This is a genomic window from Candidatus Abyssobacteria bacterium SURF_5 (assembly GCA_003598085.1).
Classification (GTDB): Bacteria; Abyssobacteria; SURF-5; order SURF-5; family SURF-5; genus SURF-5.
Window position 1 is genome coordinate 1 of sequence record QZKU01000030.1, and the last position, 18721, is coordinate 18721.

At 55.2% G+C, this 18721-nt stretch carries 17 protein-coding genes; 1 reads left to right on the forward strand and 16 read right to left on the reverse strand.

The features are described from left to right. From C4520_03290 to C4520_03360, 15 genes are all read right to left on the reverse strand, one after another. Positions 1 to 213 (reverse strand): cell division protein FtsA (locus C4520_03290; GenBank protein ID RJP24803.1); only part of this gene is annotated, 213 nt, incomplete at its 3' end. Between the two features lie 67 nt (positions 214 to 280). Then, positions 281 to 1234 carry an FtsQ-type POTRA domain-containing protein gene (locus C4520_03295; GenBank protein RJP24804.1) on the reverse strand — a complete coding sequence of 318 codons (954 nt, stop codon included), beginning with the start codon at positions 1232 to 1234 and terminating at the stop codon, positions 281 to 283. 4 nt (positions 1235 to 1238) lie between these two features. Further along, entirely contained in the window at positions 1239 to 2147 is a 909-nt protein-coding gene (murB, locus tag C4520_03300; GenBank protein RJP24805.1) for a UDP-N-acetylmuramate dehydrogenase, read from the reverse strand. Continuing rightward, on the reverse strand, positions 2144 to 3655 hold the full coding sequence (locus C4520_03305; protein RJP24806.1) for a UDP-N-acetylmuramate--L-alanine ligase: 1512 nt from the start codon (positions 3653 to 3655) through the stop codon (positions 2144 to 2146). The genes murB and C4520_03305 overlap by 4 nt, the downstream gene beginning before the upstream one ends. Positions 3656 to 3766: 111 nt before the next feature. After that, positions 3767 to 4876, reverse strand: a complete 1110-nt coding sequence (murG, locus tag C4520_03310; protein RJP24807.1) for an undecaprenyldiphospho-muramoylpentapeptide beta-N-acetylglucosaminyltransferase — start codon at positions 4874 to 4876, stop codon at positions 3767 to 3769. A gap of 25 nt (positions 4877 to 4901) precedes the next feature. Beyond that, positions 4902 to 6032, reverse strand: coding sequence for a putative lipid II flippase FtsW (gene ftsW / locus C4520_03315; protein RJP24808.1), 1131 nt, complete (start codon positions 6030 to 6032; stop codon positions 4902 to 4904). Beyond that, positions 6029 to 7468, reverse strand: a complete 1440-nt coding sequence (murD, locus tag C4520_03320; GenBank protein RJP24809.1) for a UDP-N-acetylmuramoyl-L-alanine--D-glutamate ligase — start codon at positions 7466 to 7468, stop codon at positions 6029 to 6031. Before murD ends, ftsW begins: the two co-directional genes overlap by 4 nt. Beyond that, positions 7381 to 8481 carry a phospho-N-acetylmuramoyl-pentapeptide-transferase gene (locus tag C4520_03325; protein ID RJP24810.1) on the reverse strand — a complete coding sequence of 367 codons (1101 nt, stop codon included), beginning with the start codon at positions 8479 to 8481 and terminating at the stop codon, positions 7381 to 7383. The genes murD and C4520_03325 overlap by 88 nt, the downstream gene beginning before the upstream one ends. Next, positions 8482 to 9867 (reverse strand): UDP-N-acetylmuramoyl-tripeptide--D-alanyl-D-alanine ligase, encoded by a 1386-nt coding sequence (locus C4520_03330; GenBank protein RJP24811.1) that lies wholly within the window; start codon positions 9865 to 9867, stop codon positions 8482 to 8484. A gap of 3 nt (positions 9868 to 9870) precedes the next feature. Next, a complete protein-coding gene (locus C4520_03335; GenBank protein ID RJP24812.1) occupies positions 9871 to 11361 on the reverse strand; it encodes a UDP-N-acetylmuramoyl-L-alanyl-D-glutamate--2,6-diaminopimelate ligase in 1491 nt (496 codons plus the stop codon). Beyond that, the gene (locus C4520_03340; GenBank protein RJP24813.1) at positions 11358 to 13379 is read right to left on the reverse strand and encodes a PASTA domain-containing protein; all 2022 of its coding nucleotides are present in this window, start codon (positions 13377 to 13379) and stop codon (positions 11358 to 11360) included. Before C4520_03340 ends, C4520_03335 begins: the two co-directional genes overlap by 4 nt. Positions 13380 to 13433: 54 nt before the next feature. Continuing rightward, positions 13434 to 13913 (reverse strand): hypothetical protein, encoded by a 480-nt coding sequence (locus C4520_03345; GenBank protein ID RJP24814.1) that lies wholly within the window; start codon positions 13911 to 13913, stop codon positions 13434 to 13436. Then, the gene (gene rsmH / locus C4520_03350; protein ID RJP24815.1) at positions 13910 to 14878 is read right to left on the reverse strand and encodes a 16S rRNA (cytosine(1402)-N(4))-methyltransferase RsmH; all 969 of its coding nucleotides are present in this window, start codon (positions 14876 to 14878) and stop codon (positions 13910 to 13912) included. The genes C4520_03345 and rsmH overlap by 4 nt, the downstream gene beginning before the upstream one ends. Beyond that, positions 14859 to 15287: an anti-sigma factor antagonist gene (locus tag C4520_03355; protein RJP24816.1), complete on the reverse strand. Its 429-nt coding sequence runs from the start codon at positions 15285 to 15287 to the stop codon at positions 14859 to 14861. The genes rsmH and C4520_03355 overlap by 20 nt, the downstream gene beginning before the upstream one ends. Then, complete coding sequence (locus tag C4520_03360; protein RJP24817.1) at positions 15284 to 15727, reverse strand: division/cell wall cluster transcriptional repressor MraZ; 444 nt, start codon at positions 15725 to 15727, stop codon at positions 15284 to 15286. The genes C4520_03355 and C4520_03360 overlap by 4 nt, the downstream gene beginning before the upstream one ends. A gap of 249 nt (positions 15728 to 15976) precedes the next feature. Between C4520_03360 and C4520_03365 the strand changes: the two genes are divergently transcribed. Then, positions 15977 to 16279 (forward strand): VOC family protein, encoded by a 303-nt coding sequence (locus tag C4520_03365; GenBank protein RJP24818.1) that lies wholly within the window; start codon positions 15977 to 15979, stop codon positions 16277 to 16279. Positions 16280 to 16660: 381 nt separating this feature from the next. Here C4520_03365 and C4520_03370 read toward each other — a convergent pair whose 3' ends face one another. Beyond that, on the reverse strand, positions 16661 to 18442 hold the full coding sequence (locus C4520_03370; GenBank protein RJP24819.1) for an IS1634 family transposase: 1782 nt from the start codon (positions 18440 to 18442) through the stop codon (positions 16661 to 16663). Between the last annotated feature and the right edge of the window lie 279 nt (positions 18443 to 18721).

Consider the following 18721-nt stretch of genomic DNA (forward strand, 5'->3'; position numbering starts at 1 on the left):
GACACCTGCCTGGGTTTCCGCCTCTTCGACGGCTCGCTGGATGGCGGAAATGGTCCGTTCAATGTTTATGATGACTCCCTTTTTTAATCCATCGGACTTGCTTTCCCCGAAACCCAGGACCTTGAGCGTCTGGTCGGACACCGGCTCCGCGATGAGGGCGCAGACTTTGCTCGTCCCTATGTCAAGAGCTAATATCGGAGTCCCTTTGGTCATAGTCGGTTGTTCACCCCCCTTTCCATTTCGTGCCCCTCCCGATATGTCACAGGTTCTACCCGCGTTTTCAACTGCCGAATTTTGCCGGAACGATTGTTTCGAATCGCATGTCTACGCGCTCGAGGGAAGCCAATTTCAGACGCCCGTGGCGCTGTATTTCCTCAGTGACTTTTTTCAGCCGCCACAGCTTTCCCGGATAATCGCCGGTTCCAAGATGTATAGTAGCTCCGGATTGTTCAGCTATTAGGAGAATATCGTCCGGATCGTCAATGTTGATCTCCGATATGCCGATCGACTTCGCCATCCCCAGCTCGTTCATGAGGTCAATGATGTGAAGGGCGCCATCTATGCCGTCCGACTCAATGACATCGCCTACCGTGTATTGTGCGAGCTGTTTGCCGGTCAATATCGGCAAATCGATGCGCGCGGCCGGATCATATCGTTCGATTATTTTTTTCTCGTGGTCCAAAACGAGGAGTTCGTCGGCGAGCAGAATCGCCGCCGGTCTCCGCTCCTTAATTTCGATGTGGATTTCATCAGGCAGTTTCCTGCGGACTACGACAGAATGCACTCGTGGAATGCGCGCGATCGAGGCCGCGGCATCGGCCAGAACGGATCGAAAGATGTTTTCACCCTCTTTTAATCCCGATTGTTGAATAATGGTTTGGGCGGTTACATGAGTATTCCCGGTCACACCGATATGCTTGATGCTAAATCGAGAAGAGGAGCCTACAAAGCGTGACACGGTCATTCCCAGCACAGCGACGGCGCAACCGGCGACGGCGATTTTGAGGGACAGAGAGACAGCTCGAACTATTTTCTGTTTTTTTGCGACAATGATCCGCTGGCGCGGTTTTACTTTCTGGCGCCGCTGCGGTTTATTGCGCGCCGTTTGGATGACTTTTGTTCCGCCGCTGAAAAATTTTCCGGCGAAAACCGGCCTGTGATCGCGGCGATGAAGAAAGGCGCGAATCCTGCTCAATGACGGGAATACTCGCCGCTTTTGTGCACGAGAAGACATCGGATCACGCCTCTCCCAGCGTTGTTATCTCTTCTTCGAGCTCAACCTGCATTTCGGTCTGTGCCCGCCGTTTAATCTCGTTGATGAGGTTCAGAACATCTGCCGCGCTTGCGTTTCCTGTGTTCACGATGAAATTTGCGTGTTTCTCGGATACTGCGGCGCCTCCGCACTTGCGGCCCTTGAGGCCCAACCGTTCTATGATGGCTCCGGCATATTGGCCGGGAGGATTCTTGAAGATGCTGCCGGCGCTCCTGGCTTGCAGAGGCTGGCTCTTTGTCCGTTGTGAGATGTAGTGGTTCATGCGAGTCGAGATTTCGTCAGGATTTGCGAGACGCAAATGAAATTCGGCTTCGAGCACGATCCCGCGGGCTGCGATATTGCTTCTCCTGTAATCGAACTTGATGGATTCTTTCTCCAGCCATTTCTTTTCTTTATTTCCCGGGTCATATACCAGCACGCTCTGCACGACATCGGCGATGCTCGAGCCCCATGCCCCGGCGTTTGTGGCGAGTGCGCCTCCGACGCTGCCGGGAATACCGACGCAGAATTCGAGACCCTGAAGGCCATGGTGCAAGGCGAATTTTGCGAGGGCGAGAAGGGAAACTCCGGCCCCGGCAATCACAGCTTCCTTTTTCCTTTCCAAGCGATTGCAGGCTTGATTGAGGTTGATGACAACTCCCCTGATGCCGCCGTCTCCGACGAGCAGGTTCGATCCTCGCCCGACAACCAGACAGGCAACCCGCCGCTCTTTGCAGATGTCGGTGAGAACGAACAAATCGCGCAAATGTTCCGGCTCGACCCAAATATCCACGGGACCGCCGATCCCGAAGGAGGTATGTTTTGCCATCGGCTCATTTCGTCTGACGACGCCATCGATGCGCCGGCGTATTTCTTCATACAGATCGTCCATCATCTGCGGGATGTTCTGGGGCGTTTTGTCCGGGAGCTGTTTCCGGACGGGGCGCGATGTTTCCTTTTGATGCGATCAGCGATCCCGTCGGCAATTTTCCAGATATCACCGGCCCCCAGCACCAGGATAACGTCCCCTTTTTGCATTATTTTTTCGATCGCATCGGGAATAGCGAACTTGTCCTCGAAGAACTCCGCATCGGGATGACCCAGCTTGCGCGCTTCGTTGACGATATTCAGGCCGCTGACGCCCGGCATCGGCTCTTCCCGCGCCTTGTAAATCTCAGTAATCATCAGTTTAGAGGTCGCCAGGAGCGACTGCGCGAACTCTTTGGTAAAGAATTTGGTCCGGCTGTAGAGGTGGGGCTGAAAGATTGCAAGGATGCGCTTGCCCCCGAGATGAGAGACGGCATCCAGGGTTGCAGAGATTTCGGTCGGGTGATGCGCATAATCCTCGACAACAAGCAACCCATTGAAATTGGCTTTTATTTGGAGCCGGCGCTCGACTCCGTCGTACAGCAGGAGCCCATCAGAGACCTGTTGAAACGGCATTCCGAGGCCAAGTCCGACGCTGATTGCGGCCAACGCATTCAGCACATTGTGCTTTCCCGCAGCTTTTACCTTGACCCGGCCAAGAACGCCGATCGGCCCGAGGTTTGCATTCGAATTCTTGACATCGAAAGATGTTTCCATCAATTCGAGTTTGTAAACTCCGTTTTGGAGCGACGGAGGATTCGTTTTAATTGAAACGGCTTCCAGGTCGGCCGGATAGTTTATCGCGTACGTGATAAGGTTGGATCTAACCTGCGGCAGGATGTCGCGAACATTCACATCCTCTTTGTTAACGACGGAAAAGCCGTAGAAAGGGATGCGGTTTGAGAAATCGAGGAAAGCGCGTCTGATCGCGTCGATGGTGCCGTAGTATTCGAGATGCTCCGCATCGATGCTGGTCACAACCGTAATCGTCGGGAACAATTTCAGAAAAGAACCATCATGTTCGTCCGCTTCGGCGACAAGATAATCACCCGTCCCCCACGAAACGTTGCTGCCTTTCCGATTGAGGATGCCGCCGATAATCGCGGTCGATTCGATATCGGCTTTCTCAAGGATAGCCGCGATCATCGAGGTAGTCGTTGTCTTGCCGTGGGTTCCTGCGACCGCGATGGCATTGGGTTTCATCCGCATCAGGTCGGCCAGCATTTCGCTGCGAGGGATCGCCGGTATTTTGGCCTTTTGTGCGGCAAGGAGTTCAGGATTATCACGGGGGATAGCGGCGGAATAGACGACGATGTTTGCGCCATGGATATTATCGGCGTCGTGATGATCGTAAAAGACAGCGCCGAGCTTTTCCAATCTACTGGTGATCGGGCTTGGCTGCGGATCTGAGCCGGAAACCTGGTATCCGAGGTTCAAGAGGATCTCCGCGAGTCCGCTCATGCCGATTCCGCCGATTCCGACAAAATGGACTTTTTGAACGGTCCTGATCACTGCTTTCTTCTCCTCCCACCGCATCCTGACGGTGCTTGATCACTCGATAGCCGATCAGTGCTTGAGACGCAGCCAGGGCGCCGGGCACTGTGCGTTTAAAAGATTCAGGGAAGATTCCCGCTGTGCGTGACGTGGTCACTCCCCCTGGAAAACAAGTTCAAACAGCAAATTGACGACGCGTTCGGCTGCGTCCGGCATGGCGAATTGAGAAATCGCCGTGTGAATAGCATTCAATCGGGACGGCTCATCAGCGAGCGCGAGCAATTTCTCCGCCAGTGAGTCTCCGCGCAGATCTCCATTCAGCATCATCAGCGCCGCCCCCGCCTCGACGAGCACTCGCGCATTCAACTCCTGATGCCGATCAGTGGCGTGCGGGTACGGCACGAGGATGGCGGGCACTCCGACGGCGGCTAGCTCGGCCAGCGTACTCGCGCCCGCCCGCGAGACGACGACATCGGCGGCGCCGTAGGCGCGCACCATATCATCGATAAACGGGAAGACCGCGGCGTTGATTCCGGCTCGTTCGCAGGAATCGCGTACCCACCTGAAGTCATCGGTTCCGGTCATGCAGATGAGTTGAAACCGGCGCGGATCGAGATGCGGGAGGGCGTCCACGACGGCGACATTCAGCGAATGAGCTCCGCGGCTGCCGCCCAGAAGGAACACGGTGAATTTCTCCTGACTCAATCCGAGAGAGCGTTTCGATTCCGCTTTGTCAATGGTTTCGAGGCGCTGCGGCAGGAAATCGGACCGGATCGGATTTCCGACAACGAGCGCGTTTTTTACAGGGAAATAAGCGCGGGACTTTTCGAAATGCACGGTAACAACGTCCACGAAGCGCGAGCACACGCGATTTGCCTTGCCGGGGACGCAGTTCTGTTCATGGATCAGGCTGGGCATTCGCAGCAGACTCGCTGCGAGCACGGGCGGCATGCTGGCGTATCCTCCGGTCCCGATGACGACCTGAGGCCGGAAACGCGAGAGAACAGCAATCGACTGCACCAGTCCGACTGCCATTTTCAGCAGGGCGTGACTTTTCTTCAGAAGATTCCCCCGGGGGAATCCCTCAGCCTGAATCGCGCGAAAAGGAATTGATCGTTGAGTGGCGGTGCGTTCCTCGATCGAGTCGCGCTTGCCGAGGTACATCAGTTGAAGATTCGGGTCGCGCCTCTTCAATTCTTCTGCTATCGCGACAGCGGGGAAAACGTGTCCGCCGGTCCCGCCTCCAGCCAAAACAACCTTCATTGTCTGTTTGTCCTTCCCTCTCCTTTCAGATGTACCGCTGGGGGAGCAGAGGGTCCATGATGGCCGGTTCTTGCGAATTGCGCGAAATATTCATCAGTATGCCCATCGCGATCATATTCGAGAGGAGAGCACTTCCCCCGTAGCTGACAAACGGAAGCGTGATTCCCTTTGTGGGAAGCAGATCTACGGCGACGGCCATATTGATCAGCGCCGTGCTCGAGATCAGAAAACTTATCCCGAGTGACAGAAATGAGGCTTCGCGGTTCCGCGCCTTCAGCGCGATTCGAACTCCGACCACGGCCAGCACGGCGAAGAGGAGGTTGATCGACAGCGTGCCGATCAATCCGGTCTCCTCTCCGATAATGGAGAAAACGAAATCGGTGTGAGGCGCGGGCAAATAGAGATTTTTTTGCAGGCCTTGCCCCAGTCCCGCCCCCGAAATACCCCCACTGCCGAGCGCCGCCATCGACTGGATGATTTGCCACCCATAGCGTTTCGGGTCTTTCCACGGATCGATAAAGGCGAGCATCCTCTGGACGCGGTAGGGCTCGAGCACGATCATGAGGACCAATCCCGCGAACGCGGCCCCCGAAAGCGCAAGGAGATGACGAAGATTGGCGCCCGCAATAAAGAGAAGCAGCAAGGCGGTGACCCCGATCGTAAACGGGATGCCCAGGTCATGGCCGGCAAGTATGAGACCGGCCAGGACGGAAACCGCCCCTAGCGCCGGCAGCAGGCCTTTCTTGAAATTCTTCAGATGTTCGGCCTTTCGGGCGCAAAAACTCGCGAGGAAAAAGACAGCCGCGAGGCGGGCGAATTCCGACGGCTGTATCGTGGTAAACCCGATGTCAAGGCTTCTCCTGGCTTCGCCTACCTGGACCCCCATGGGAGTAGATACGAGCAGAAGCGCGAAGATTGAGCTGGCATAAAAGATGTACCAGTGTCGCGTCCAAGTTTCGTAGCGGATGACGGCCGTCGATGCCATCGCGATGAGTCCCACTATCACAAAGGCGATCATGCGCTTGAAATGATAGTGGTCGTCGCCCATCGTCTTGAGGCCGACCGGCGCAGAAGCGCTGTAGGCCATTATGATGGCGAAACACAAGAGAAGGAACGTTACGATCATCAGCACACTGAATTCGGGATTGCGTCTCACAGTTTGTTGACCGTTTCCTTGAAGACCCGACCGCGATGCTCATAGTTGCGAAACATATCGAAGCTGGCGCACGCCGGAGCGAGAAGGACGCAGTCGCCCGGGTGGGCCATCGTCGCCGCGAGACTCACCGCCTCCGGCAAGGTTGCCGCCCTCGTGATGGGGACGATGCCGGCGAGAGCCTCCTCCAGAAGCGGAGCGTCTTCGCCGAGAGTCACCATGGCGCGAACCTTCTTTTCGAAGAGCGGCCTGAGCACGAGGTAACTGCTGCCCTTCCCCCGCCCGCCCGCGATCAGAATAATCGGCCGCTCGAAACTTTCCAGCGCCTTAACGAGGGCATCGATATTGGTTGCCTTCGAATCGTTGACGAAAAGCACTCCGTCCTTCTCGCGCACCCGCTCCAGCCGGTGCTCGACGCCCTTAAAGTTCTTGACGGCGCGGGCGTAGTTTGTCCAGGGGATTTCCAGCGGCAAGACCGCCGCGACGGCTGCAAGCACGTTTTCGACATTATGCCGCCCGAGCAGGGGAATCTGGGAGACATCCAGTATTTCTTTTTCCCGATCTTCATAGCGGACGACCACCCGCGTTCCGCGCAGAAATGCGCCCTGCTCGACTTCTCTGTTCAGACTGAACCACAGGATTTTGGAGCAGATGTTTTCGGCCGATTGGGCGACGAACTCGTCGTCCTGATTCAGGACTGCAAAATCACCCGCCGACTGGTTCTTGAACAGCGCAAACTTGGCGGCGGCATATTCGTCCATTGAATGGTACCGGTTGAGATGATCGGGCGTGATGTTCAGGAGAATGCCGACGAAGGGGCTAAAATCGCGGATATTCTCCAGTTGAAAACTGCTTACCTCCAGCACCATCGCGTCGGAGGGCTTTTTATTCACCACCTGAGAGAACGGAATCTGGATATTTCCTCCGAGCTGCGCCTTCAGTCCGGCGAAGGTCACCAGATGATGAACGAGGCTGGTGGTGGTTGTTTTGCCGTTGGTGCCGGTAATCGCCAGGATCGGCACGTCACAGAACCAATAGGCGAGTTCGACTTCGCTGATGATCATGATGCCGGCTGCACGCGCTTCTTGGAGCTGGGGCAGGTCCGACGGCACTCCCGGACTGATAATGATCATATCCGAATCGAGAAGCAGCCTTTCGCTGATTCCTCCGAGATGATATTCCTTCACGATCCGCCGGAGTGATCTTCTCTCCGCCTCGAGTTCCTTTTCAGTCTTATCGTCGGTGACGCTCACAACCGCTTTTTGCTGGGAAAGCAGCCGCGCAGCCGCAATGCCGCTCAATCCCAGCCCGACAACAGCCACCTTCTTCCCCGAAAGGGAATGCATATACTTCATCTCACTTTCAGCGTGGCCAGGCTGAGCAGTGCGAAGATTGCCGCAATTATCCAAAATCTCACCGTCACCTTTGCTTCGGACCATCCAATCAACTCAAAATGATGGTGCAGTGGAGCCATTTTGAAAACTCTCTTGCCCCCACGCAACTTGTAGGAAAACACCTGTATTATGACCGATGCGGCCTCCAGCACGAAGAGGCCGCCCACGATTACGAGAAGCAATTCCTGCTTTATCAATATTGCGACAGTGCCCAGCACCCCGCCCAGCGCCAAGGCGCCGGTATCGCCCATAAAGACTTCGGCCGGGTGCGCGTTATACCAGAGGAATCCCAATCCGGCGCCCGCCACGGCTGACAGGAAAATGGTGAGTTCACCGGCGCCCACCACGTGCGTGATGAAGAGATAGCGGGTGAAATCGGCGCGCCCGACCAGATAGGACATACCGGTGTATGCCAGTGCCGCCATGATGACCGAGCCGACTGCCAGGCCGTCGAGCCCGTCGGTAAGATTGACGGCATTGGAAGCCCCGACGATGATCAGCACGACAAAGAGGATATACAGCACGCCGAAGGAGATGTAGTAGTTCTTGAAGAAGAGCAGCGCCACCTTGTCTCCATATTCGGCATTGACCGGGTTGAAATACAGATAGACACCGAGCCCGAGGCCGAGAATGATCTGGGCGACAAACTTGAATCTGGCGGTCAATCCGAGCGATCTCTTTTTTCTCATTTTGATAAAGTCGTCGAGAAAACCGATGGCTCCAAGCCAGAACATGCAGAAAAGCGTAATAAGGATGAGTTTATTGAATATGTTGGCCCACAGAAGAGTGGCGAATGCAACGGAGCCAATGATCAACAGGCCGCCCATGGTCGGAGTACCGGCTTTGTTCTGATGTATCTTATGGAGATCAGCGACGTGCTCCTTGCGAATCTGCTGGCCTATCTTGAGCGCTTTCAGCTTTGCGATCATCCAGGGGCCGGCCAGAATGCTGACTGCAAGCGCAGTCATAGCCGCCAGCGCCGACCGCAAGGTGATATACGTAAAGGCGTTCAATCCCGAAACGTAAGGAATAAGTTTCAAGAAAACTAAGTAGAGCATTTACCCTTCTTCATTCAGCAGGTGCAGCACCCGTTCCATGCGCATGCCCCTTGACCCTTTGACCAGCAAGAGGTCTTGGGGCTGCAGTATTTCTCGCAGAGATGTCGCTATTTCCTCGGGCCGAGCGAAGCACGAGATACGATTCGCCTGCAGGCCTGCATCGACCGCTCCGGCGCGCACCTCGTCTGCGAACGATCCCATCAGGTAAAGCAGGTCGGGGCCGAGCTGCCCTACGAAGAGGCCGAGCGAGCGATGCGCTTCGCGGGCATAATCGCCCAGTTCCAGCATGTCGCCAAGCACCAGAATTCTTCGAGCGGCCGGCATGGCCATTACCGTCGATATCGACTCGCGCATGGCCCGAGGGTTGGCATTATAGGCGTCGTTGACGGCTGTGATGCCGCGCAGATCGAGTATCTCCATCCGCATCTTGCAGCCGGCAAACCGCCTGAGCCCGCACCGGATCTGTTCGAAGTCGATCCCCAGTTCCCGCGCGGCGGCCGTTGCGGCAAGCGCGTTCAGGATGTTATGCAAGCCGGCGACGGGAACGGTCATGGGTTCCCGGCCGTTCACCAGGAACTCGGCTCCGTTTTTTAGATCTTGCCGAACCGCGGTTGCGTAGAAATCCGCCGAATCCGCGGCGCCAAAGGTTGTTATCTTTCCCTTGAAGCCGGAACCGATTCTCTCGACCGGGATATCGTCATGATTGATGACGAGGAACCCGTCAGGCGCAATGAATCCGGCGAGCGAGCATTTTTCATTCATGACCCCCTCGAGGGAACCGAATCCTTCAAGATGAACCGGTCCGACACTGGTGATGATGCCGCCCGTCGGATTGAGAATCGACGAGAGGCGCGCTATCTCGCCCGGCGAATTGGATGCGATTTCAATGACCGCGGCTTTTATTTCCGGCGCGAGTTTGAGAAGCATAAGCGGTGCGCCGATCAGGTTATTCAGGTTTCCCTCTGTTTTCAGGGCTTTTCCGCCTTCGTTGAGGATGGCAGAGAGCATGTCTTTGGTGGTGGTCTTTCCGCAACTTCCAGTAATCCCGATGACGGGGATATGAAACATGGCCCGATATCTTTGCGCGAGCAGGTGTAAAGCGGCAAGCGTATCGCCCACCTCGATCAGACCGCCGTCATCAGGAAGCCGTTCCTGCATCTCGCGCAGTTGTCCGCGCTCCGCGATAACCGCCGCGGCGCCTTTCTCGAGCGCCTTTTCGGCGAAGGCATGGCCATCGAAGCGTTCCCCTTTGAGCGCCAGAAACACCTCGCCCGGTTGAATCGTTCTTGTGTCGGTTGAAAGACCTGAGACAGGCGAAGAGGAAGCGCCTGCGATCAGGCGGCCTCCACACAAGTCGGTCATTTCTTCAAGGGACATCGTTTTCATCGGCTACTTCTCTGGTTTGTTCATCGATTGAAGCCAAGCTCGCGCGATCGCCTTATCGTCAAATTCGACGGTAGCGTCTTTGAATATCTGGTACGTTTCGTGGCCCTTGCCCGCGATGACCACGATATCACCGGTCTCGGCCGTGGCGAGCGCCTCCTCTATGGCCTCGCGCCGATCGATGATTACCAGATAATGCTGGCCTCGCTCCTTCCCCATCTTCTGAAAACCGATTTCGATGTCAAGCGCAATGCGATAGGGATCTTCCGAGCGGGGATTGTCGGAGGTTACGATGGAGAAATCGGAAATTGATGCGGCGAGTTTTCCCATTTCCGGCCGTTTGCTCCGATCACGGTCTCCACCGGCTCCGAAAACGGCAATGAGCTTTCCTTTGCAGATGGAGCGCGCGGACTCGAGAAGCAGCTTGATCGCTTCCGGAGTGTGCGCGTAATCCACAATGACTTCAAAAGGCTGACCCTCTGACACGCGCTCGAATCTGCCCGGGACAAGCTCGAGCTGCTCCAGTCCCTGCTTGATTGTCGAGACGTCGATGTCGAGTCCGAGACAGACACCGGCTGCGGCCAGCGCATTATAAACGCTGTGTCTTCCCAGCAGCTTGAGGTTCACCGGGAAATCGCCGGCGGGCGTGGAGGCCAGAAATGCAGTGTGAGATGCGCCAATCTCGATATTTCGGGCGCAGATATCCGCCGGGTTCTTGATGCCGAAGGTCAGCTTCCTTGTTTGTGTCGCGGCCGCGATATCTTTGCCGCGGGCATCGTCGGCGGAGATAACGGCGCAGTTCGCCTGCGGATTCCGCGAGAGCAACTCGAACAAATGCCTCTTCGAGACGAAGTAGTCCTCCATGTTCGCGTGATAATCGAGATGATCAAGCGACAGGTTGGTATAGACGGCGACGGCAAAGCGAATGGCCTCGACGCGGAATTGGTGAAGGGCATGCGAGGAGACCTCCATCACAAAATGAGTATGCCCGGCATCAAGGGCTTTTCTCAACGATGAGCTCAGGTCGATTGGGCCGGGCGTGGTATTTTTTGCCGCCTCGGTCGTCCCCGCGACCGAATAGCAGATGGTTCCGATTCCGGAGGAGGAGATGCCGGCGGCGCTGAGGATCGAGCGGATAAGGTAGAGCGTGGAACTCTTGCCGTTGGTTCCCGTTATCCCGATGACATTCAATTGTCGTGACGGGTGCTCGTAGAAAGCTTCGGCAAGGAGGGCGGCTGCCTTCCGGCTGTCGGGGACTGCGATGGAGACGACTCCGGGAAGTTCCGCAACCGATTTGCCGACGACGGCGGCGGCTCCCTGGCGCAGCGCGTGCTCGACGTACCGGTGGCCGTCTTCCTTATTGCCGGCGATCGCTACGAACAGGAATCCCTTTTGCACTTTTCGGGAATCGGCGGTGATACCGGTTATCTCGATATCGGCGCCGCCGGTGACGGTCTTTTCCGTCAGTTCGTCGAGCAGAGAATATAATTTCATCATGCGTCTTTTCTCTTGAAGGCGATCCGGCACGGCCGTCCGGCCCGTAATGCTTCGCCGGGCGCCGGTGATTGAGAGATTGCGATTCCGGATCCTTCGAGGTCGAGTTTAATGGAATAGACCGAGAGAGACTCGATAACGGCGCGAATGGTCATCCCTCGAACGTCAGGCATATGCGGCCCGTCTGACGGGTTTCGGGAAGGCGCCTGCTTCAGAGTTTCCTTTTTAGCCAATTTCCGACCATTCCATCCATCTTTTTGTTCAGGCGGCTGCTGCTCTTCCGGATTAGTCGGTGGAATCTCGAGTCGATTGAGAATTCCCTGCGCTATCTTTTTGAAAGCAGGTGCGGCCACCGATCCGCCATAGTACTTGCCTTTCGGAGAATCCGCCATCACGACGATACAAGCGACCGGGTCGTCCGCCGGCACGAACCCGGCAAAGACGGCCACATATTTGCCGCGGCAATATCCGCCATTCACGAGGTCGGCCTTTTGAGCGGTTCCGGTTTTTCCCGCGCATGCGTAGCCGGCTATTTTGGCGGCGGCGCCCGTGCCGGAATTCGTAACGTCCACCAGCATCTTCGTCAGCATTTGGGCCGTCGCCGGCCGGATGACGCGGCGAAGCGCCTGCGGGGCGAACTGTTTGAGGGGCGCCCGATCGGAGTCGAGGACGGCCGAGACGACATACGGCCGCATCAGCACTCCTTCATTTGCAATAGCGGAAAATGCTACGGCTAATTGAAGGGAGGTCGCACCGATCTCCTGGCCGATGGGAATCGCACCCATAGAGAGGCCGGACCATACCGATGGGGGATGAACGATTCCTGGGGACTCTCCGGGAAGGCCTACATTGGTTGGCTCTCCGAATCCGAAGTTCCTGATGTAGTCGTAGAGCCACTGCGGCTGCAACAGGCTAACAACCTTGATCATTCCGATGTTGCTGGAATGCGCCAGCACATCGGAGAACGTGATCTCGCCGTACGGGTGGACGTCGTTGAATGTGTGGCCGTGGTACCTCATCGCGCCAAGCTCGCAATAGACGCGATCATCCGGGCTGATCACGCCGTGCTCCAAAGCCGCAGCCGCGGCTATGGGTTTAAAGGTGGAGCCTGGCTCATAGACGTCGGTGACAACTCGATTGCGCAGCTTCTCCTTTTTAAATGTTGCCGGCAGATTCGGATCGAACGTCGGCCGGTTGGCAATCGCCAGCACTTCTCCCGTTTTCGGGTCAAGCACAACCGCCGAGGCGCCTTCAGGGTCAAATTCATCAACAATATCTTCGAGCGCCTTTTCAGTAATATACTGAATCACTTCATCTATTGTCAAGACGACATGGTTTCCATCTTGCGCTTCTTTGACGGTCTGGGTGAGCGCGACGATCTCGCGCCTGGAATTGTCCCTTATGAGAATCTGCTTGCCCGCTTCACCGGCCAATTCATCGTTGTATCTAAACTCGATGCCTTCGATTCCTTTATTCTCGATATTAGCAATTCCGATCAGATTACTTGCCAGCGTCCCCTTTGGATACCGGCGGGAGCTTTCGCTCCGAAACTCGACTCCCTTCAGGTTCAACTGCTTGATCTTTTCGGCAGTCTGCACATCGAGTCCCCGCCGCAGGTAGACCAAATAAAGGTCTGAAGAGGAGATTTTTTTGACGATTTGGTTTGGCGACATCTGTGCGTAGGGAGAAAGTTTTTGAGCCGCTTCTTCGAGGTCCTTTATCTGATGCGGGGCAACGCAAAGGACTTCCTGCACAATGGACGTAGCGAGGGGAACAAAGTTGCGGTCATAGATTATGCCGCGCCGCGGCTGAACGGTGAGCGCGGTCTTTCGCTGCTCATCCACGTAGCGCACCCAAAAATCGTGTTGGACGATCTGAATGACGATCAGTTTTACCGCCACTGCCAGGAATCCGACGATGAGGATGCACAAACACACCTTCGTGCGAAACGCGCTCGATGAATCCAGTTTCTCGTCGATCAGCAGTGAAGCGGGAAATTTTCGTGCAAGGTCATCACGCATGACATTCTTCCGCCAATCCTGAAATAATGGAAGCAGTGTTGAACAGGCGCCGCGTTAGCCGGGTTGTTCGGTTGTTTGCGGTGATGCTTGCGCGGCCGGAAGGCCGGCGGATAGTCTGAAGAATAATCCCGGCAACCCGCGCCATTCCTGTGGTGCGGGAGCGGCCATTTGAACAGCCGCTTCGGGCGCCCGCACAGGTTTATCCAAAACAACCACCTGCCATCGTTCCGGTGAAATCATTCCCAATTTTTCCCGGGCGATAGCCTCAATGCGTTGAGGAGCCTGCAACTGTTCAATCGAAAGATGAAGCGCGTCATTTCGCTTCATGAGGTTGACCTTGCGGGAGCGCAATCCCTCGATGGGATGCGCCACGATATTGGTTCGCGTATAGAGCCAGCTATAGGTAAAGGCGGTGACGATGATGGGGAAAAGAAACGGCGCGATTTGAATGATCTGCCTGAGATTTTTAAGGACAAGGCTCTTTGGGCGCCTTTTTTTCTTTTTGGCTTGAACGTTCTTCTTTGGGGACATCATTTACTATCCTCTGAGATTTTCTCAGCGGCCCGCAGTCGCGCGCTGCGACTGCGAGGATTTGCCGAAACCTCCTCGGGCGACGGTTCGACGGGTTTGGGCGTCAGTATCTTCAGAGTCGGTTTCTTCCCGCATACGCACTGCGGGAGGTCCGGCGGACAGATGCATCCGCGAGCAAAACGCCTGAAGGTGCGTTTGACGATCCTGTCCTCGAGCGAATGAAATGAAATAACGCTTATGCGCCCGCCCGCCTTCAAACGTCCGATGCCTGCGTTCAGACCGGCCTGCAAATGTTCGAGCTCCGAATTCACTGCGATGCGCAACGCCTGGAACGAACGAGTCGCCGGATCGATGCGAGAAGGCCGCCGCCATCGAACGGCATCCTGAATAATTTTTGCGAGCCGCGTCGTCGTTTGAATTGGTGTATGCACCCGCTCCCGAACCATTGCCTTTGCGATGTTTCGGGCGTTCGGCTCTTCGCCGAAGCGATGGAGAATATCAGCGATCTGCTGTTCCGAATACGTGTTGACGATGTGCCATGCGGAAATTTTCTGACGCGAATCCATCCGCATGTCCAGCGGTCCCTCTTTCTTGAAGCTGAATCCCCTCTCGGGATCATCGACCTGAAATGAAGAAAGGCCCAAATCAAGAAGCAGCGCATCCATTGCCGGCAAGTTCAGGTCATCAAGAACCTGCGCGAGATGACTGAAGTTTTCGTGAACCAGGATCACGTTGGGCCGAGGGCCGAGCCGTCGTCGTGCGATCTCAAGGGCAGCGGCGTCGCGATCGAGGCCGACGAGCATTCCCTCCCCTCCCAATCGATCAAGGATGAGCTGCGCATGGCCACCGCCGCCAACGGTGGCGTCCACGATGATCTTGCCCGGGGAGCACGCCAACAAGCTGACAGCCGATTCAGCCAGGACCGGCACATGAACCGGTTGAAGATCATTATTGTGCGTGAACGGCAACGGCTCTGGCGTCTTCTTGAGTGGGGGCGAAACTGGCTACGGCTTCGTCCTCATTGACAAAGACTGCAAAGACCTTTGAGGCACCCACCATACTGAGGCATTTGCGGGTGAGCTTGTTCAGCCCGGCCAGCCGCAAGTCGCCGTCGAATTTCCGCACCTGCCGGAGCCGTTCGAGGAGAGTCCCGACGCCCATATAGTTGATCTGGGCGACCTTTTGAAGATCCACGACAATGTTGTAACGCTCCTCTTGAATCATGTCGGCCAAGGCTTTCTTCAACTGCTTCGCGGTGGAGGTGTCAAGATTTCCCGAGACTTTGAGGACGGCGACGTTGTCATGTTCCACTTTTTCGAATGCGACTCCCACTGTTTTCGGCCTCCTTTGACAGTTCAGCCCTACATCTGGTATTATTGCCGCGAACCAACATCAAAATTCGCCGAGATACCTTGTAATGTGGTTCTCTGCCGGAAGTCCTTCCACTTTTCCGGCGACCAGATTTCCATGCGGTTCAGGACTCCGATAATAACGACTTCACCGGTTATGCCGGCCTCTTCGCACATGTCTTTTCTTAACATGATGCGGCCTTGTTTGTCCGGTGTAACGTCGAAAGCGTCCGAAAAAAAACGCCTGACATAATCCTGATTGGCTTGATTCGTAAAGTTCCAGCTTTTCAATTTTTCGTATAACTCGACAAAGGCAGGGTGAGGGATGAGAAAGAGTTGGGAGTCGCCTCTAACCACATACAGTTTCTCGACGCTTTCCGAATTAAGCACTTCCCGGAATTTGACAGGAATGACGACCCGATTCTTTTCATCGAGCGCGTAGGTGTATGTTCCGGCGAATAGCAGCAAGGTTTATTTTCCCATAATCTCCCATTTTTATAGTCTATAGAACCATAGTTTACCACAGGACTCCACTGCTGTCAAGGGATTTCTCTAGGAAAGATATGGCAGTTCTTGTCCATTTTTCAGCGGAATTCTCATCCACAACTTGGGGGGAAAATTGCTCGCCTCCTGCGCACAGGCAAAACGATTCCGACGGTTTCTCCCCATTTCCTCCCACCGTGAGGGAGGGAGGCCGTTGATTTTCCATTCTGGGTTTTGGTAAAATTCGCGCATTTGTTGCAGATGGAATCCGGAGCAGGGAGTATCGAACGGGAGGAACATATGAAAATGGTTTTCGATCACGTGCATTTGAATTCGGCCGATGTGGCTGCGGCGGCTGATTTTTACGCACAGAAGTTCGGGGGAGAAAAGACCGGGGAGTTTGAGGTGGCAGGCACAAAAATTACGGCGATCGATTTTGGAGGGACGCGCCTTCTTATTAATGACAGAGCGCCGGTGAGTCCACCCGCCGGCAGTTCAATGGATCACATTGGATTCAGGGTAGACGACCTAGACTAGAGGCAGTGGCAACGGAACTGAAGAAGCGCGGAGCGGAATTTCTGATGGAGCCGGTGAGCCTGGGAGAAGGCGTCAAGATTGCATTTGTATCGGGCCCCGATAACGTCATGATCGAGTTATCGGAGGAACGCTAGTATCCTTTCACGGCAAGGCAGTCGTGAGTGCAGTTGATCGCGGGGTGAAGACAGAAAGGCTGTTCTCCGGTTGATTCGGCCGGTTCCCCGGCGATGGAGACAATAGAGAGATCTTCCGACGGTTGGATTATTACGGAAATCAGGGGATGCTTTATTTTTACTTATAAGCATATATATATAAAAAAGATTTAACCCATCTTCCGCAGTTCAAAAAATTAAGTTCAAGATTCTCAAAGACTTAGAATTTTCAAGGTGCCATTTGAGGCACTACATTTTGGATCAATTTCGCTCGGTTTGGAAGCGGCAGCCTCAGTTGGTGGAGCAGTATTTTGAGGCATTGCGGCGGAGTGCTGACCACGCGTAGCCGCAGAGTCTTGCTCTCCCTCGTAGGCAAAAGCACATCAAGTGAACGAATCTCCCTGAGTTCTTCAAGGAGCTTGCGCGGAGCGCTGCCCAAGCCGCTTGCCAACATCCACTGCTCCAGCGCGCGCCACAATGCGAGCGCCAGGAAACACACCAGAATATGCGACTGAGTTCGGTCCGAGCGCTGATGATAAAGCGGGCGGATGCGCAAGTCGCTCTTGGTAATGCGAAAGGCATCCTCGACCTGGGTCAATTGAATATAGGTCTTCCACAGCTCATGAGGATCGTTCACCGGCCAATTTGTCCGTAGCAGGTAATTACCCGCCGCCTGTGAAGCCCACTCATAGCGCTTGTCATGCTTCCGGACCCGGATGCGCAGGCGGGCATTTTTGCCTTTCCCTTCCTCTTTCACAGACACATCAAAAAGAGGCGCAGCCTGGCTGTTGCGCTCCAGGAGACGCCCGATCCTTCGCTCTGCAATGTACCTTTGCCTGATCTTTCCCTCATCTGCCTGCTTGACCAGTTTCGCAAGCCCCGTCTCCAAGCGGGTTACGAAGCGGCCGAGTATCGCCTTTTCTTTGTCTTTAGGCTTATGGGAGCGACAGAGAATGAATGTCTCCTGTGTTCCTTCGGGAGATTTGCAGAGCTTAATTTCCACGCCGGGCTGAACCTCTTTCCAACCCCACTCAAGCAACTCCCTTTCAAATCGCTTGAGCATTGACTTTGAAGTTCCGACCAGATACCGGTTCTTGCTCCGGCGCAAATACTCAAGATTCTCCTCGCTCACCATCCCCCGATCCATAACCCACACTCGCCCAGCCTGACCGTACTTCGCTTCCATGTAATCGACCATGTCTTCAACAGTCGTTACATCAGCGCGATTCCCATCAAATACCTCAAAAGCCAGTGGCAGCCCCTCCCTGCTCACCACCAGTCCAATACACACCTGCACGCAATCAGGACGGCCATCGCGACTGTAACCTCTGCGGGCCTGCTCGTTTCGCTCGGCGGTTCCTTCAAAATAGGTGGAGGTAATGTCATAAAAGAGAAAGTCGAACGTCGCCCCGAACAACTCTCCGTAGCGCCTCTGCAGGTGCGCGCACAAAACATCTTTGTAGGGAAGCAACCTGTCGAGCGCGCGGTAGAGCCTGTCATCATTGACCTTGTCCTCAGGTATTCCAAGCAAATCATCCAGCGCGGTCTTCCCGTACCACGATTCGGCTATCCGCAGGTCCGATGAAGGAGCGCAAAAGCGCGCCAGGACCAAAACGGCTGCCATGACGGACCACGGAATCTCCTCGCGGTTCGATCCCATCTGCTGCTTGCAAAACTCTTCGAGTCCCAGACGCTTCCATAGCGCAAGCCCCAGATACACGTCCCCAAAATGCCGAAGCCGCTCCACGCTTACCTGTTTGATATCCACGGTAGCCCACGGGGGAATCTCTTCCTGCTTCTCAAACAGATCCGCTTCAGCCTTTGGCTTGCCATCAAGTATGCGCGCTATTTCTTCCCATCCTACTCGTTCCTCTTTATCCAGACCGGGAAGTTTGCCAATCGTCGCCACCGTCCTCTGGCGGGGACCTTGCGCCGTTCGTACCGATTCAACCAGCGCCCACGATTCGTATTCGACTCCACCTTTCTTTCGGGTCCGGCGACGCAGATACATGCGCTCCTCCTGATTCGGTCACGTCCATTATCGGATGTTGCATACCGAAAAACAAGAGGGTGGTCGGCACTACATGAGCTTTTGCAAAATGCCTCCTGAAAATCCTGAACTTTCTCGCGATTTTGATCTTCCATCTCAAGAATTTGCCCCTCGAACTGCGGAAGACGGGTTAAATACGGTCTCTGTGAGACTGTCCGACGGTTATCATTTTAAGAGCAGCTTCTTTAAGTAAGAACTTCTTTTCATGGGTAGTCAAGTTGCGAACACTAAGAATGCCCG

Coding starts and splice junctions, on each gene's coding strand:
- murG (RJP24807.1), bottom strand. CDS start 4,876: ATGAAGGTTGTTTTGGCTGGAGGCGGGACCGGCGGACACGTTTTCCCC.
- C4520_03325 (RJP24810.1), bottom strand. CDS start 8,481: ATGCTCTACTTAGTTTTCTTGAAACTTATTCCTTACGTTTCGGGATTG.
- C4520_03345 (RJP24814.1), bottom strand. CDS start 13,913: ATGATGTCCCCAAAGAAGAACGTTCAAGCCAAAAAGAAAAAAAGGCGC.
- C4520_03370 (RJP24819.1), bottom strand. CDS start 18,442: ATGTATCTGCGTCGCCGGACCCGAAAGAAAGGTGGAGTCGAATACGAA.
- C4520_03295 (RJP24804.1), bottom strand. CDS start 1,234: ATGTCTTCTCGTGCACAAAAGCGGCGAGTATTCCCGTCATTGAGCAGG.
- C4520_03335 (RJP24812.1), bottom strand. CDS start 11,361: ATGATGAAATTATATTCTCTGCTCGACGAACTGACGGAAAAGACCGTC.
- C4520_03340 (RJP24813.1), bottom strand. CDS start 13,379: ATGCGTGATGACCTTGCACGAAAATTTCCCGCTTCACTGCTGATCGAC.
- C4520_03305 (RJP24806.1), bottom strand. CDS start 3,655: ATGCGGTGGGAGGAGAAGAAAGCAGTGATCAGGACCGTTCAAAAAGTC.
- murD (RJP24809.1), bottom strand. CDS start 7,468: ATGGTCCGAAGCAAAGGTGACGGTGAGATTTTGGATAATTGCGGCAAT.
- C4520_03330 (RJP24811.1), bottom strand. CDS start 9,867: ATGAAAACGATGTCCCTTGAAGAAATGACCGACTTGTGTGGAGGCCGC.
- murB (RJP24805.1), bottom strand. CDS start 2,147: ATGATGGACGATCTGTATGAAGAAATACGCCGGCGCATCGATGGCGTC.